Here is a 16,295-nt window from a genome sequence, read left to right as displayed (position 1 = left end):
AGATCATTGTTTAAAAAAGCCTGGATGAAAATTTCATCTCAGGCTTTAAGCATCTTATTAGTCAAAATCTCATGTGCTTTATCTAGATGTTATTCTTTTTTCCGGACAATTTCTAAATAATTAATATGCCGGCCAACTGTTTTGTGCACTTTAAAAATATACCCATCGGCTTCTATAACGGATCCAACTGCAGCGTCTATTTGTTGAGTCATAAACCAGCCGCCTATCGTATCCACTTCGTCACTTGCTAACGTCGTTCCCAATAAATCATTTACATCCTCAATGAGCACTTTCGAATCTAAGATAAAGTGATTATCATTTACTTTTCTAATATCAGGCACTTCATCTTCATCAAATTCATCTCTGATTTCCCCAACAATTTCTTCAAGAATATCTTCAACAGTGACTAAACCTGAAGTGCCGCCATATTCATCCACAAGAATAGCGATATGTGTTCGCTCTTTTTGCATTTTTACCAATAAATCATGAATTGGAACGGATTCAATAACATGGATAACAGGGTTGATATGATTTTCTAACTTGAAATCCTCTTTTATCTTCTGGTCTGTGTCAATATAAGCTGACAAGAATTCTTTAGCATTGATAAAACCAATGATTGAATCTTTATCTCCATTTAGGACTGGGTACCTTGTATAACTCTCTGTCTTAATGGTCTTAACAATAGTTTCATAAGAATCCTCACTAGAAATCGCTACGATCTCTCTTCTCGGAATCATAATTTCTTTGGCAATTCTTTCATCAAATTCAAAAATATTATTTACATATTTCAACTCATTTTTATTGATTTCACCGCTCTTATAGCTTTCAGACAGTAAGATGCGCAGTTCTTCTTCAGAATGAGCAAGTTCATGTTCTGATGCAGGTTTCAAACCGAAGAGTCCTACTATAAACCGGGCTGAACCATTTAAAAACCATATAAAAGGGAACAGGATGCGGTAAAACCAAATAATTGGCTTTGCAGTCAAAAGAGTGATGGTTTCCGCTTTTTGGATAGCGAGTGTTTTAGGAGCAAGTTCTCCAACTACAACGTGCAAAAAAGTCGCCATCACAAAAGCAATCACTAAGATCAATACATGTGAGACTGTTTCACTTACATGAAAATGAGCAAATAAGGGGTGCAAAATCACTTCAAAAGTCGATTCTCCAACCCAGCCAATTCCCAACGCTGTAACCGTGATCCCTAATTGACAAGCTGACAAATACTCGTCCAAATGAGTAATGACCTTTTTGGCTGATACGGCACCTTTTTTTCCCTCTAATATGAGTTGGTCAATTTTTGATGACCTGATCTTTACTATCGCAAATTCAGTCGCAACAAAAAATGCTGTTAAGACAATTAAAATAGTAAAGATTATAAGGTTAATGGTTGTCAATGATTTGCCTTACTTAGTAAGGCGTACACCTCCGATATAAATATTTATTTTTCTAACCCGTTTTTTCTGAATAAACAAAAAACAGTATATATAACATTATAAGTTCAAAAGAACCTAAAATCAACTCTGAATGATGTAAATAATCATCTTTTTCCGTATGAAGAATGGTTCCCATAGTATTTAACTAGCGATTGGTGACGTTTTAAGACTTAAAATAGAAAGCAAAATAAAAACACACCTGAATTTTCTGGTGTGTTTCAATAATATCCAACCGTCTTGATTTATTTAATGTCTTTATTAAGGTTTTCTTTTAAAATTTGAATCAATTCCGCCTGTTGCTTTATATTTTTGCGGCCATTTCTATTAATTGCAGCAAGTTCACAGACAATTCCAGCTGAAATGAAAAACAATAAACCTTCAAACATTTTAAATCCCCCACCGTCTAAGTGATAGTCAAATGTGTTTTTTCTTTTTGCAATACCTGCTTATAATCTTCCTTACGCTGATATATGTTATTTAAAATGAGTCCAATAATGACAAACAGTGTTCCTACTATATCAAAAGCAGTTATGTTATATCCTTTGATCACCATGATTAACAATGTAGTGATGGGGACAAAGTTAATAAATAAAATCCCGTTAATGGATGATAGGATTTTAATGCCATAGTTCCAACTAAGGAGGGCTATGATACCTGGTAAAGTAATCATAAATAAAAAATCATACTTAATTGCTGCAACTACTTTAATACTCGGTACCGACACGTAACCTTGCGCGGTAAGTATAGCTGTCATGATTCCTGTTATAGCTGTGCCGAATAAACATGTCAATGTTGAATAACGAAGTGTGGACCACTCTTGGAATAACTGTCCCCCCATTGTGTAGACAACCCATCCTAAAACACCAATGAATATAAAGAGTAGCGAGAATAGATGATCCCCTAATGAAAAAAAGAAACTTATATTACCTTTGGTTATGACCATCGAAGCCCCCAAAAAGGCAATCAATATACTGATCATTGTGTATTTTTTAGGTTTCACATGTTTATATCCCCATAAAATAACAATTGAAAGCATCGGCATGAGTGCCTCGGCAATGGACGCTGTCATAATTCCAGACTTCCCCATCAACCTTTGACCTAAAAAAATAAGAACATTGTATACAGTAAACGCCATCACCCCAAATAAAATGATCCATTTTGCTTTACCCTCTAAATGAAATGATTTTTTTCCTTCTCTCACTAATAATAAAATCACTAACATAATTGTTACCACACCGTAGCGAATAAATGAAAAATAAAACGGATCAATAAATTCTAATGCATGATCTGCAACTGGAAACATCGCGCCCCAAGACATACTTGCCACTAAACATGTAAGGGCACCAATGAATAATTGACTTTTTTTCATTGAATTCCCCTCCTTTTCTTTAAAATTACAATGAGAATTATAAAAAGAAGTAAGCATCAAGTAAAATGAACAAAAGTGATGAAAAACATCATTGATAATGATACTTTAATGAAGGGGGGATCTTCATGGAACTGCGAGACTTACAAATTTTCAAATGCGTAGCCCATCACAAGAGTATTACCGGTGCTGCAAAAGAGTTAAATTATGTACAATCTAATGTAACTGCGCGGATTAAGCAATTAGAGAATGAGCTCAAAACACCTCTTTTCAATCGCCATAAAAAAGGGGTTTCACTAAGCCCAGAGGGCCGAAAAATGATTGAATACGTTAACAAAATTTTGAAAGATGTTGAAGAACTGGAGCAGGTCTTTCTAGATACTGAAATACCATCTGGAATATTAAAAATCGGTACAGTGGAAACAGTGAGGATACTACCGACCATCATAGCTTCCTATTATAAAAAGTATCCTAATGTGGATTTATCATTGCAGGCTGGTCTAACAGAGGAACTTATTAAAAAGGTCATGAATCACGAATTAGACGGAGCTTTTATTTCAGGCCCTTTGAAACATTCTATTCTGGAACAGTATGATGTTTATACTGAAAAACTTACTCTAGTAACCAGTAACAAAACGTTTAATATAGAGGATTTTTCAACGACTCCGATTCTTGTTTTTAATCAGGGGTGCGGGTATCGGTCTAGGCTTGAACAATGGCTCAAAGATGAAGGTGTGCTCCCAAACAGAATGATGGAATTTAATATCCTAGAGACAATCTTAAATAGTGTTGCACTTGGACTCGGTATAACAGTGGTACCGGAATCTGCAGTTATGCATCTAGCTGCACAAGGTAAGGTTTATTGCCACCCATTGCCTGAGAAAGATAGCTGTATCTCAACAATCTTTATACGCCATAAAGATGCGTACCTGACAAATTCAATGCGCAGCCTCCTTAAGACCATTGTTGAACATAAAAATATGAGTATGTCTTAAAGTGCTTTTTCTCTTTCTATGTTAACTTCTTAAATAAAAGAGAAGGCGCATCTCCACTTCGCTACCCTTATTCACAATAAAATAGAGCAGTAAACATGTGAGTTACTGCTCTGCTTCGTTTATCCACCGTTCATTTGTTTTACAATGTATTCAGCATCATTTCCTACGCCTTGAAGCAACGCTGAACCTCGCTTATGCTGCCAAGGCAACCCTATAAAGTACAATCCTTCTACAGGTGAAACACCTCTATGATGTATGATTCGACCTTCTTGATCCAAAACACCTTTTATATTTATCCAACATAAGGGATTCCTGAAACCAGTAGCCCAAATAATATTGTTTACTTCTAATGTAGATGAATCTTTAAAAATGATTTCATTTTGCTTTGCGGCAATGACTCTTTTTTTTAAGATGATCTCCTTCTGTTTTATTGCATGTTTTAATTCATGCCCAAATACTGGATCACCTTTCTTTTGAATGAATTTGCCTACTATTGATGTATGACTTGCATGTAAAACTCCTAATTTATCAAACCACCAAAAGATGCTTCTTTTTCCGATCATTAAAGGGAAATAAACTAGTTTATTACTACAGGCTAAATATGTAACTCTTTCTTTGGATAATTCAACAGCTATCTGAGCACCACTATTCCCACCACCAACTACTAGTACATTTCCATATGCCAATTGTTTTGAATTCTTATATTGTGATGAGTGTAGTTGATTAATATGATCAGCTAAATCCTTTGATATTGATGGAATACTAGGGGTATGAAAAGGCCCTGTAGCAATGACAAGATTCTTCGTTTGATATTCTTCCCGATTTGTTTTTATTAAGAAATAATTCTTTATTTTTAGGACACTTATTACTTCTGTCCGTAATTGAATTGGAATTTCAAATTTTTTAACATACTTCTTTAGATAAGCAACAATTTCATTTTTTGTAGGAAATCCATGTTTTTCTCCTTCAAGATGCATTCCAGGCAAAGAGCTATACATTCGAGAAGTAAATAAAACTAATGAGTCATACCGATCTTTCCAGCTCTCCCCCACCTCATGACTTTTATCCAAAATGATAAACTTTTGATCGGACTGCTTAAGATAATATCCTATCGAGATCCCTGCTTGACCAGCCCCGATTACGATAGTGTCGTACACGTTATCACCCCGCCAATTTCAAATTGTCAGTAGACAGAATCTGCAAAATGCTAGTTGATCTCCTCACTATAAAGTTAGATAAAAAATTTAATGGTGATGGTGGTCACGCGGCTTCTCCATTTTGGGCTGACAAAGGATCGCATTGTCGTGATTATGCGCTTCGGTTTCCATTTGAATGGTTACGTGCGTAATGCCTTTATGCTCAAGTTCATGTTCAATTTTGCGTAAAATATTTTCACTTTCTGAAATGGTCAGTTGATCGTCCACAACTGCATGGCAAGAAAGAGCATTCAATCCGCTTGTGATAGACCATATGTGTAAATCATGAATGTTTTGAATTCCCTCTGTCCCTTCAATTGTACGAATGATATCAGAGACATCGATATTTTCTGGAGTTCCTTCCATTAAGATGTGAATGGAATCTTTAGTCACATTGTAACCGCTTCTTAGAACAAGAATAGCCACAATGATACTAGCCAATGGATCTGCCCAGCCCCATCCAAAGAAGATGATAAGTATGGCAGCTAAAATGGCACCTACAGAGCCGAGCATATCGCTTATTACATGTAAATAAGCTCCTCTTATATTCAGATTATTCTTTGTATCTCCGCCACTCATCATAATCCAAGCGACCAATAGATTCACAACTAACCCGATGATACTAATTGTAAGCATGCCGGTTGTTGCTACTTCTGGTGGATTAGAGAAGCGTTCGATTGCTTCATAAATGATATAAAGAGAAATAAGAATTAAGGCAGCACCGTTTATCACAGCTGCAAGAATCTCAAATCGTTTATAGCCGAATGTCTTATTGTGATTTGCCTTTTTTTCAGCTAATGTAAAAGCAATCAGGGCAACCATTAATGAAATTGAATCACTCAGCATATGGCCTGCATCAGATAAAAGCGCCAGACTATTTGTTAAAAATCCACCTATAGCTTCTATAATCATATAACCTGTAATCATGATAAAAGAGATCAATAAAACCTTTTTATTTGCTCCTTCATTATGATTGTGACTATGATTGTGACCCATAAAAACTCCTCCTTAACTAAAGTTTTTAATACATATGTATTTATTATTTCAAATCTGTTATGAAGCATTCTAACATGATGTAAATAATATTTATATATGAGCATGTGTTCATATATAAATATATCTGCTCTTTACTGAAATGTCAAAATATTTTTATAGAAATCCACAATACCTCCTTAATTAAACATAAAAAAGCGGAGCAAACCCATGGTTTGCTCCACTAACCTAGTTTCTCTATCCTTTTCTTCAATCAAGCATTTGAGGGTAGTATTCAACTACAATTTACCTGTTAAAAATTGGGCCTCCCCAAGTCCAAAACTCCAGTCAGCATTATCATTTTCAACAATAGATACAATTAAATCAGTTGATGCGATACCACACTCAGATTCCAGTCTTTCGGCTAACAGCCTGTAAAATTTTTGTTTCTTCTCTTCCGGTCGGGATTTACTTGTAACTGAAAGTGAACTTAAGCCGGCAAATTTAGAAAATTTCGTGCAGAATGAAGGAACTCTTGATCAATTACCGGATGTTCTTCCTACCTTACGAAGAGGCGAAGCAAGAGGAAGGATGATTGTAAATTTGGTTGAACACATTTAATTAGCAATGCAACCGGCGAACAAGCACTTTGTCCTTCCTGCAGATCTGAGTGATATTGCTGTTGATTGATCAACTTGTTTTTGTTCGGAATATACTCAGTATATAGCCGCATATTCCCCCTGCAATAGCTGGAATGAGCCACCCCAGCCCTATGTTATACATAGGGAGAATCTGAGAGAAAATATGATTCACAACTTCAATTTTTATTCCCGCCTCCTTCAAACCGTCAAATAAGCTGATGATGAATGCGAATAATAAACTGCCTTGATACACTTCTGTCTTCCCTTTAAATACAGAATGCAAAAACGTTAAAAATATTAAGGAAATCGCGATAGGATACATCGTCAGTAAGACAGGCATTGACACCTTAATGAGCTGGGTTAATCCTATATTTGCGACAAGTGTACTAAACACTGATAAAACGACAGCAATTTTTTTATAAGAAATGTTCGGAAATAATTCATGAAAAAATGAAGAACACGCTGTGATCAGTCCGACACTTGTCGTCAGACACGCCACTGTAATCATTAAGCCCAATAAGATCGAACCATAAGATCCAAAATAATAGGATGAAACCTTAGCCAAGACCTCTGCTCCATTTTCTAAAATCCCCAGTTCTTCAACGCTGGAAGCCCCCATATAGGAAAGGGCTGTATACATAACTGCTAAGAGTACAGCTGCAATCGCGGCTGCTTTTGCACAAACACCCATCAGCTGTTTTTTGGTAGAAGCTCCTTGTTCTTTCAATGCATTCACGATGATAATTCCAAAAACAAATGCTACAAGAGCATCCAGAGTAAGGTATCCTTCCTGAAATCCTTTAAAAAACGCTTGTGATGTGTACCCTTTTGATGGTGCTTGAATGGTTCCAATTGGGCGAATAAGAGCTACCACTACAAGCAATCCGATAAATGTCAGCTTAATTGGCGTCAAAAATTTTCCAACTATATCAATGATTTTTGAAGGATTAAGTGATAACAAGCATGCCAATCCGAAAAATAATATTGTAAATATGATCAATGAGACAGGGCCTGCATCATTTGATAAAAAAGGTTTTACCCCAATTTCAAACGATACGTTTCCTGATCTCGGGATAGCGAAAAAAGGCCCGATTGCCAAATAGAGAATCGTCGTAAATACAATGCCAAACACCGGGTGAACACGGCTGGCTAACGACTGTAAGTTTTGTTTACCCGAAAAAACAAATGCTGTTATAGCCAGTAATGGCAATCCAACTCCGGTCACTAAGAAACCTGCATTAGCGATCCATACATTTTTTCCAGCCATTTGACCAAGCATAGGCGGAAAAATGAGATTTCCTGCTCCAAAAAACAATGCAAATAGCATTAATCCTATAATGATGATATAGGAAGCAGACACTTTTTTTGACATTATATATCCTCCGATTAAAGTAGACACTTCTTGAATAGCCAGGAAACATTACAGATGCTATTTGCACTGGCGCAGTGTTGATTCCAAAATAAGTTTGTGTCAGTTTTATATATTTTTATCAAGTTCAATAAAAGCATGATCATTTTGATAGTTTCCGATATCGGTTAAAAAACCAATTGCACCAAAACCATATAAACAACGGTTCCCCCCGCTATGGAAAGAAGCATATTTTTCTTCCACAAGTGAAGCAGTACAACTGCAGCTGCCCCAACCAATTCAGGAATGCCATGACTTCCAGAAAGCAGACTCACATCTTTTAAACAATAAATGACCAAAAGCCCGATTACCGCTGATGGCAGCACTTTACCAAGATACTGTACATATTTCGGTGTCGGTTTGCCAGACGGGAAAATCATGAATGGAAGGAACCGTGTCAGCATTGTTCCAAGCACGACCATTGCAATGGTGATCATTTGCTGCGTCATCGTCATCGTCATACGGAAACCTCAGCTTTCTCCAATGGTTTTCTCATAACAGTCAGTACCCCTAAAATGGCGAGCATAGCAGGAATAATAAATTGGTTTCCGCCAAAAATGATAAGACAGGCTACTGAAAGTCCAAGTCCTGTGAGAGCACTGTAATGCTTTTTTTCTTTCATCCATTGTTCTATGAATATCACAATAAACAGAGCAGTCATCACAAAATCAAGCCCTTCGGTATTAAATTTCACGTACGACCCAAAAATACCTCCTATCGCTGCCCCCGCGACCCAATATAAATGATTAAGCAGTGTCACAAAAAACATAAACCAGCCCTTGTCAACATTCGCCGGAACATTAGCGGTATAATTGATAGAAAATGATTCATCGCACATTCCGAAAATCAGATAGAGCTTTTTCTTTCCAGTCCCTCTGTACTTATCCAACATGGAAATTCCATAAAACAAATGCCGGGCATTGACCATTAACGTCAAAAAAAGAGCATTCATAGGGTTGAACGCACCAAGTAAAAAATTCGCTGCAACAAACTCCATTGAGCCCGCAAATATCATAAAACTCATGATGATTGGATAGATTGCGCTAAATCCCAAAGAATGCATAAAGATTCCATAAGCTATCCCCAAAAATAAAAACCCCGCAAAAATCGGAATTGTATATGGGAATGCAGAACGAAATGCAGCCCATATTTGACCTCTCTTATTCAGATGAGTGTTTATAGCAGGAGAGCTTAAATGTAACGATTCTTTATTTTTATTCAAATCAACAACCTCCTACATTTCATCAATTGGCACACTGACAGTTCTTTTTTCTGTACTCATGACTATGCTTGTGTCAACTCCACTAATAGCAGGGTTCTGCATTAATGAATCAATGATAAAATTCCGATAACTCTCCATGTCCTTCGCCACAATCTTAAGCATATAGTCATGGCTTCCTGTAAGTGTGTAGCATTCTTGAACCTGTGGGAATTTGTTTATATCCTCTAAAAATGAATGAATTGTCTCCCTATTTAAGGGTGATAAGTTGATGAGAGCTAGTGCTGTGACTTCGATTCCAAGTTTTTTCTCATCAACAATAGTCGTAAACTTTTTAATTATACCTGCTTCTACTAGGTTCTTTGTTCTTGCAAGGCAAGCTGATGGTGAAAGCCCAATTTTCTTAGATAAATTTAAATTTGATATTGAAGCATCTTCCTGCAATTCTCTTAAAATGGCCTTATCAGTTTCATCAAGCATAATACTCATTTGATAACCCCCAATACAACTTAACAGAATTATATTTCATCCAATTTAAATAATAACGAATTTTTATTCGTTAATCAAATATTATTTAAATTTAAATCCTTTTAAAATGTTATTCACAGAATAAAATTATCCTCGCGATTAACTCATAATGAAATTAACTTACATTAGAAAGAAGTCATGGGACTTGTGTGACTTGATACCAACATCATAAGAAACTTATCAGAAGCCAAAAAGTTATTGCGGTCTCACCGAAATTTTAATTTGTGGTGCCCTATTGCCTTTTTCTGCGAACGAAAACTGTTAAAATTCACAAAACAGAAAGTCTACTCTATTATTATTTTAAACTCGTCCTCTAATTCCTCTTGAGCCTCTAGTAAAACTTCTAATACATCATCAGCGTATGAACCTAAAAACTTTTTACTAAACTCAAAATTTATCAAGACTAAAGTGAGCGGCAAATCCACCCACCCTGTCAGGCAATCCCATAAAGCGTCTAAATTTCTCCCATAGTAGTTTGGGAAGTCTAATTTATCTTTTAAAACATCATGTAAAACTTCTATATTTTCAAAGTCTCTTCCATCTATCATTATTTTTCTCATTAGAAACAATGCCCTCCATTATTTTATCTTAACAAACGTTTACTATGTAACAGCTGTTTGTCCAAATGAGGCTGAAAACAAATAAAAAACACCGATAGGGGGAAACTATTGGTGTTTGCAAGACATTTTCATGCCCGGTAGGCATAAATAATGCTAAACTTTGTTTTTGAAAAGCTATCATATCAAATTTTTATGTTACAGCTTTACTATCGTTTAATCTAATTGAGGAGTAAAACGAGTATGTTTGAAAATCACATATCCCCAAAAAATTAAAAACTAAGCGGCAATTCTTCGAGTGCTCTCATCAGAAAATTCCCTTTCCATTTCATTTGTTCCTTTTCGCCTTTTAACTGTATATTTGGACAGCGGCGTAATAAGGTGGAAATCGCAATCTTGGCTTCTAAGCGGGCTAACTGTGCACCAAGGTAAAAATGATTGCCATGGCCAAAAGCAATATGGCGGTTGTTCTTTCTTTCAATATCAAATATGTCGGCATTTGGAAATATCTTCTCATCACGGTTTGCTGATGCTAAAGAAATGATGATCACATCTTTCCGTTTAATCTCCTGTCCATGCAGTATAAACGGTTCAGCCGTCCAGCGAATTGTCGTTAGCTCAACAGGGCTGTGAAACCGCAATGCTTCTTCTATGGCTGAATTCATCAAGTCTGGCTGCTGGCGGAGCTTTTCAAATTGATCACCGTGACACATCAGAGCATATGTCATATTGGTGATTAAGTTTACGGTTGTTTCATGACCTGCAACGATAAGCAGCATAATCATCGAGTACAATTCTTCTGTACTTAATTGTGTGCCTTCACTTTCCGCTTGAATTAATGCACTGATTAAATCTCCTGCAGGTTCTCTCCTTTTTTTGCGAACTAAGGATTCCAGATATTCAACAAACTCCCCTAACAAGTGGTCATTCTCCTGAAGTCTTTCAGGGGCATCTGAAAAATCAATAATTGCTTGCGACCACACTCTGAATTTTTGACGATCTTCCAAGGGAATGCCGAGCATTTCACTTATCACGATAATCGGCAATGGAAACGCATAATCGTCTACTAGGTTCATGAATTTGTTGGGCTGCACTTTATCCAATAAAGAATCTGCGATATGCTGGATTTTGTCTTCCAACTGCAAAATCATCCGATGCGTAAATGCTTTTTGAACAAGAGTTCGCAAGCGGTTGTGATCAGGGGGATCTGAATTAAGCATATGTTTTGTTAAAGACTCTTCATTCTTCAATAGAGCAGGACGTTTTTCTTTTGCGGTAAATACATTTTCATAGTTTTTCTTTAATTTTTCATTCTTTAATAAATATATTGCATCATCATATCTCGATATGAGCCAGCCTTTCCCCAGAGCTCCTAAAGATAATGGGTAGAGAGGCTGTGATTTTCGCACTTCTTTATAAAATTCATACGCTTCATCTTTAAATGCTCTCGAAGACAATTGACTTTCCGTCAAAATGGTTACACTTTTTTTTTCTTTTGAAGACATTCATTCGACCTCCATCTTTATGAAAGGTTAAGATAATCTTTAAATATAAAATCAATACGATTTGTAAAATGATCTATTGAGATCAGCATTCGTGATAAGGGCCAAGATGCCGCCCCGCATTTTGAAATAAAAGATATGAGACAGTCATTAATCATTTTGCTGCCCAAACTCTTTCCCTGATAAGATGGCGAAACTCCTAATACTTCTAAATACCATGCCGGCTCTTATAAGGATTTGGAAGATTTTTCAGCCTCATTAGTCACCGTCAACATGTTCAATACTGAGGATCCCCCATTTTGTTATCCCCCCTGCTGCTATATAATCGATCAAGTTAATGTCTGGTTTATCACAATGTTTTAATAGAGCAGCAACAACCATTTCACCATTCTGAATGTCAACAAAAAAGAAATGCTTTTTAAAATATGCTCTTGTCAGTACTTTATGCATTTCAAAAATAAATGAATGATCTTTTTTTCTCGTTTTACGAGTAAATCCATAAAAGAATATTAATTGAAAAGCTTTGCCACTTTGCTTCATTCATCTGCCCTTGCTTGTCGATAAAGAAACATTGATACATCTCCTCTGAGCAGTAAAGCAGGAAATCGAATTAAAGCGCCCTTCCTATTGGAAAGGCGCCTGCCGTTTTACTGTGCCAAAATGTTTTTCATCAGTGAGTTTTTATAAAATCATTTATTAATTGATCAGTTGTCAATATTGTGGCAAATTCATCATGCAATGTAGCTAGAGATATATTATGAATAGTCGCCGCATCATAATATGTATCATTTTGGTCTCTCATTCCGAAGGCTGCTGTTGCATCTGAAATCAGGTATGTATCAAACCCTAAATTACCACTCATTCTTGTGGTGGTTGATACACAGTGAGGCGTGGTTAAACCAGTTATGACTACAGTGTTTATTTCATTTAATTTTAAGAATTCTTCTAAATTCGTACCAATAAAGCTGCTATTTACTGTCTTGGTTATAATGACTTCTTCATCCATAGGCTTAACTATTTCCTTTATCGCAAACCCTTCATTCTTTGGATGGAATAAAGAATGAGGTTTATCAGAAGTGTGTTGTATGTATATGACTGTCCATCCTTTTTCTCTCCATAATTTTAGTATTTTACTAATGTTTTCTTCCGCCTTTACGTTATTCCGTTCCCCCCATTTTTTATCATCGAAGGCTTTTTGTACATCCACAATGATTAAAGCTTTTTTCTTTTCTTCCACAAGATACCCTCCTATGTAGAATTTCTATTTATTACTACATTCTAAATACAAATTTTACTTTTGTACAATTGTTTAATGATGAATTTCAAATGAGCGCCTTCTTTATTGGAAAATGCGTTCTAAACTGCAACTGTGCCCAAGCCGTTAACCTTCAATAATCTAATCTGAGAATCACTGGCTCTACAGAGAATGATAAAAAGCACTCTAATAACGAGTGCCGAAATGAAAAACTATTGATTTAGAAGCCATTTGATACGCTCAGCTGAAAAGATGTAGTGGAGTATTATTAGACATAAAAAGACGATACCAACTGGTTTTAAATGACTAAAATAAAGCGCTGCAACAGCCATTGCAAAGATCAATAATTCAATAACTAACCTTGTTACCCCGTTTACAGCTATTACAGTTTGTCCACTTCGACTAGGATCATTAGGTACTGCAAATACAGACCAGACAATCATAACTGCAATAGGTAAAACCCAAGTTAAAACATATTTAAAATAACCATTAAAGCTTATCCAAGCAAACACCCCTAAGGAGATTAGTGCAGCGATTTCAAGGGTGAATCTTAAAAGTAAATTAGTCTGATTCAGTTTTTCCAACTCCTCTATAAAAAACACCCCCGTAGGAGATGCTCTTTCTCTGCTTTATTTCAGCGTATAAAAACTTTTCTGTTCTTCCTCTTTAGATTCTATTGTAGTTTTCGGCGAGATTACCTCTACTTTTGAAGAGATGATACCGACTGCTGCTGTTACCAATGCTCCGATAATAGAACGATGATAAGTATAATGAAATATGACAACTTTTTCCCTCCTATCCAGTTAATTATCCAAATAATCAGGAAGTTGTCTACAATTTGCAGAATTTGTCGAACGAAGTAAAGATTATACCTGGGAGGCTTTACTCATTGTATGAATTACAGTAATACACTACCTTCCCTTTTGAGAAGACGTTCCCCTCTTGTATCCATTTGTTGCAACTTAGCTAGACTCTTCCAATAGGCTTCCTTTTGGCGCAGCTGCTTCTAGTCGAAATTGAGCAACACCTGAATGTTTCATTGGAATTTCTGAACCATAGATCGTTGCTGAATTTGTTGCAAATGCATACGTAGGAGTAGTCGAATGGTGGTTGAAAAATGAAATGCCTTACCCACCTCGAGTGATGGCAGAAAAAGTGGGGGTTTTGTTAGAAAGGAATCTATAGATATGTGTTCCTAGAAGATTTGACAGCATTAAAAATTATACTTACATCGTTGGGAATAGGCCAACAATAAAGCGGAAGAACGTTGTCATTTGAAATGATTTGGAATAAAAATGATTCGAATATGTTCTTATCATTGGTAAACGAACAAAAAAAAGAACATGTTTTGAAAAAAGATAGATCAAAACATCTTCTTATATGTTGTCATAGCGTAACTTTTTTATAAAAAGGTTGATTACATTTTCGGGGCTTCCAAACCAAATTTTGCCCATTCTTCTTTTGCTGGACCATAAATACCTGGAACAGTTAAACCTGCTTGTCTCATAAGAACAGTCATTTGTCCCCGATGGTGATTTTGATGTTGAATTAAAAACATCAAAAGTGAACCGTTAGGCAATTGTTGTCCGATAAAGTTGATACGTTCTTGAAGTGTATGGTCAGTCCATTGGGTTTTTAATGCCTGTACAAATGCATTACTGGCTTGATAATAGCTGTCAGCTATAAACTGAGCCGAAGTTGGAACAGGATAATCTTCAGCTGGGGCATGGAACGTTAAGTCTGTGTTTGAGGTAATGATGCGAATGGCAGCAACAGTGTGCCAGGCAATACGGCCTAGAGTCCAATTTTGTGAAGTTATTTCTTGTTTAAGTGATTCATCAGTTAGACTATTTAATAGTTTCTGTGTAGCATCTGCTTCGAACTCCCAAGATTTCAAAAAATGGTCTAAGGTTTGAAACACAAAAATCCTCCTTTTTATTCTTTTGTTTTTTCAATGTGCCTATAGGTTAATTATAATGCCTCGTTTCGTTAAAAAGAACAAAAAATTTTGGACAAGAATAATTATAGTAAAATGCGTAGACATTCTTAAACATAACGATTTACGCATCTTTTTACAAACATGGTGACTCCTTGGTCTCCATTGTCAGCGAGAATCAAATATCATATGAAGACAATCCTATATTCTTATCACTTTACTGAGCAATAAATACCTTCCGTATACTTAGTGATGCCTTCATCGTAATCAGGATACTTATATGCAAGACTTTCTGATACAGCTTTTGAATACTTTCTAAATAATGCATAGCAAGTAAATAAAGACTTCCACATTTCCTGATACCCATTCACAGAATATGTAGACATGAGTTCCTCCCATTCTTTATTTGAAAGGTACCGCTTCATAAATTTATAGTTCTTCCCCATACTAAATGAATACCCTTTCTGAGATGCGATATGCCAGGCCATCATTCTCAATAAATTAGGACGTACAATTTCATTTAAATGGTCAATGGCAAAAAGGATTTCATTTCTTGCTAGTCCTTTTACTACGTAAGTCGAAACCATCCAGAACTCATTACAGCAATCATCAAATTCCCTTGCAGTCGGCTTTTTCATCCAGTATTGGCGATCATTTGGGGTCACTTTATAGTTGATGAACGAATCCTTATCGAGCAATACCTTAACCAAACCATCGTTATTAGCAAAATAATCTTCTGCTTCACGAATTGGAATAAGAGTTAGATCTAATTTGTTGCCATCCTCAAAAAGAATGATGTATGAAAACCAATTACCTAATTCGGGAGGAAAAAGCTCCATATCTTCTGGTTTTTGCATCATAATGCGCTTCCCAAAGATTTCGAGCCACTGATCATTTTCTTTAAAAGATTCTACATCAGTTACAAAATACGAGATGTCATAATCTTGGAAGTTGTCAGGAGGGATATTTCTGTTTGTACGTGACCCTTCCAAAGTGACCAATCGGATTCTCTCATCGTTCAAAGCAAAGTCCAAGAAAATGTCCATCATTTCCTGCTCACTTCGCATCGCATGTTCCTCCGTTTCAGCCTTAATATCTAACTGTAAAACCGAATATTGATCTGTACGTCTTATAGATTTTTTTACTCTTGAATGTGATGTATTCTTCTAAGCTTTATTTTACATGAAGTCCTTCTATATATCATTCAAAATTAAGATGCAAGACATCTCAAAATCAGATATCAACTATGAAGGACTACATGAATATTCAGTTTTTTGTAGAGCCGCC

The 16,295-nt window shown here is 36.0% G+C and carries 17 protein-coding genes and 2 pseudogenes; 2 read left to right on the top strand and 17 right to left on the bottom strand.

Translation table 11 applies throughout. The features are described from left to right. Positions 1 to 89: 89 nt before the first annotated feature. From M1D94_RS08245 to M1D94_RS08235, 3 genes are all read right to left on the bottom strand, one after another. Positions 90 to 1,394, bottom strand: a complete 1,305-nt coding sequence (locus M1D94_RS08245) for a hemolysin family protein (RefSeq protein ID WP_249850927.1) — start codon at positions 1,392 to 1,394, stop codon at positions 90 to 92. A gap of 281 nt (positions 1,395 to 1,675) precedes the next feature. Then, positions 1,676 to 1,819: a YrzO family protein gene (locus M1D94_RS08240; protein ID WP_014477437.1), complete on the bottom strand. Its 144-nt coding sequence runs from the start codon at positions 1,817 to 1,819 to the stop codon at positions 1,676 to 1,678. 17 nt (positions 1,820 to 1,836) lie between these two features. Further along, positions 1,837 to 2,802, bottom strand: coding sequence for a DMT family transporter (locus M1D94_RS08235; protein ID WP_038829688.1), 966 nt, complete (start codon positions 2,800 to 2,802; stop codon positions 1,837 to 1,839). A gap of 125 nt (positions 2,803 to 2,927) precedes the next feature. Here M1D94_RS08235 and czcR point away from each other — a divergent pair, with 125 nt between their 5' ends. Next, positions 2,928 to 3,794: a LysR family transcriptional regulator CzcR gene (czcR, locus tag M1D94_RS08230; RefSeq protein ID WP_014480355.1), complete on the top strand. Its 867-nt coding sequence runs from the start codon at positions 2,928 to 2,930 to the stop codon at positions 3,792 to 3,794. 119 nt (positions 3,795 to 3,913) lie between these two features. On the opposite strand, the gene M1D94_RS08225 is transcribed toward czcR, so the two are convergent. The 12 genes and pseudogenes from M1D94_RS08225 to M1D94_RS08170 all read right to left on the bottom strand — a co-directional run bounded on the left by M1D94_RS08225 (position 3,914) and on the right by M1D94_RS08170 (position 13,656). Continuing rightward, complete coding sequence (locus tag M1D94_RS08225) at positions 3,914 to 4,951, bottom strand: flavin-containing monooxygenase (RefSeq protein WP_029318140.1); 1,038 nt, start codon at positions 4,949 to 4,951, stop codon at positions 3,914 to 3,916. An 87-nt stretch (positions 4,952 to 5,038) separates the two neighbouring features. Next, positions 5,039 to 5,986 carry a CDF family zinc transporter CzcD gene (gene czcD / locus M1D94_RS08220; protein ID WP_021480165.1) on the bottom strand — a complete coding sequence of 316 codons (948 nt, stop codon included), beginning with the start codon at positions 5,984 to 5,986 and terminating at the stop codon, positions 5,039 to 5,041. 275 nt (positions 5,987 to 6,261) lie between these two features. Beyond that, a pseudogene (locus M1D94_RS08215) lies at positions 6,262 to 6,456 on the bottom strand (tautomerase family protein); the annotation flags it as partial. 196 nt (positions 6,457 to 6,652) lie between these two features. Continuing rightward, on the bottom strand, positions 6,653 to 7,975 hold the full coding sequence (gene brnQ / locus M1D94_RS08210; protein WP_077671561.1) for a branched-chain amino acid transport system II carrier protein: 1,323 nt from the start codon (positions 7,973 to 7,975) through the stop codon (positions 6,653 to 6,655). Positions 7,976 to 8,139: 164 nt separating this feature from the next. Next, positions 8,140 to 8,472, bottom strand: a complete 333-nt coding sequence (gene azlD / locus M1D94_RS08205; protein WP_003245988.1) for a branched-chain amino acid transporter AzlD — start codon at positions 8,470 to 8,472, stop codon at positions 8,140 to 8,142. Continuing rightward, positions 8,469 to 9,233 carry an azaleucine resistance protein AzlC gene (azlC, locus tag M1D94_RS08200; protein WP_456270500.1) on the bottom strand — a complete coding sequence of 255 codons (765 nt, stop codon included), beginning with the start codon at positions 9,231 to 9,233 and terminating at the stop codon, positions 8,469 to 8,471. Before azlC ends, azlD begins: the two co-directional genes overlap by 4 nt. Positions 9,234 to 9,245: 12 nt before the next feature. Further along, entirely contained in the window at positions 9,246 to 9,719 is a 474-nt protein-coding gene (azlB, locus tag M1D94_RS08195; RefSeq protein ID WP_021480168.1) for an azlBCD operon transcriptional regulator AzlB, read from the bottom strand. Positions 9,720 to 10,042: 323 nt separating this feature from the next. Then, positions 10,043 to 10,318, bottom strand: coding sequence for a barstar family protein (locus M1D94_RS08190; protein ID WP_017697606.1), 276 nt, complete (start codon positions 10,316 to 10,318; stop codon positions 10,043 to 10,045). A 269-nt stretch (positions 10,319 to 10,587) separates the two neighbouring features. Further along, the gene (locus M1D94_RS08185) at positions 10,588 to 11,820 is read right to left on the bottom strand and encodes a cytochrome P450 family protein (RefSeq protein WP_456270499.1); all 1,233 of its coding nucleotides are present in this window, start codon (positions 11,818 to 11,820) and stop codon (positions 10,588 to 10,590) included. A 255-nt stretch (positions 11,821 to 12,075) separates the two neighbouring features. Further along, positions 12,076 to 12,357: a hypothetical protein gene (locus M1D94_RS08180; RefSeq protein ID WP_214284199.1), complete on the bottom strand. Its 282-nt coding sequence runs from the start codon at positions 12,355 to 12,357 to the stop codon at positions 12,076 to 12,078. Positions 12,358 to 12,487: 130 nt separating this feature from the next. Continuing rightward, positions 12,488 to 13,054 carry a cysteine hydrolase family protein gene (locus tag M1D94_RS08175; protein ID WP_019712537.1) on the bottom strand — a complete coding sequence of 189 codons (567 nt, stop codon included), beginning with the start codon at positions 13,052 to 13,054 and terminating at the stop codon, positions 12,488 to 12,490. Between the two features lie 230 nt (positions 13,055 to 13,284). Further along, positions 13,285 to 13,656, bottom strand: a complete 372-nt coding sequence (locus M1D94_RS08170; protein WP_072174161.1) for a YrdB family protein — start codon at positions 13,654 to 13,656, stop codon at positions 13,285 to 13,287. A 475-nt stretch (positions 13,657 to 14,131) separates the two neighbouring features. Between M1D94_RS08170 and M1D94_RS08165 the strand changes: the two are divergent. Then, a pseudogene (locus M1D94_RS08165) lies at positions 14,132 to 14,257 on the top strand (TetR-like C-terminal domain-containing protein); the annotation flags it as partial. Between the two features lie 232 nt (positions 14,258 to 14,489). On the opposite strand, the gene M1D94_RS08160 reads toward M1D94_RS08165, so the two are convergent. After that, on the bottom strand, positions 14,490 to 14,993 hold the full coding sequence (locus M1D94_RS08160) for a DinB family protein (RefSeq protein WP_153256939.1): 504 nt from the start codon (positions 14,991 to 14,993) through the stop codon (positions 14,490 to 14,492). A gap of 227 nt (positions 14,994 to 15,220) precedes the next feature. Then, on the bottom strand, positions 15,221 to 16,075 hold the full coding sequence (aadK, locus tag M1D94_RS08155) for an aminoglycoside 6-adenylyltransferase AadK (protein WP_046381214.1): 855 nt from the start codon (positions 16,073 to 16,075) through the stop codon (positions 15,221 to 15,223). Positions 16,076 to 16,295 lie beyond the last annotated feature (220 nt).

It is taken from the genome of Bacillus sp. JZ109 (genome assembly GCF_053903135.1).
The sequence above is the reverse complement of the archived record's forward strand: the minus strand, read 5'-3'. Positions and strand labels throughout refer to the sequence as shown.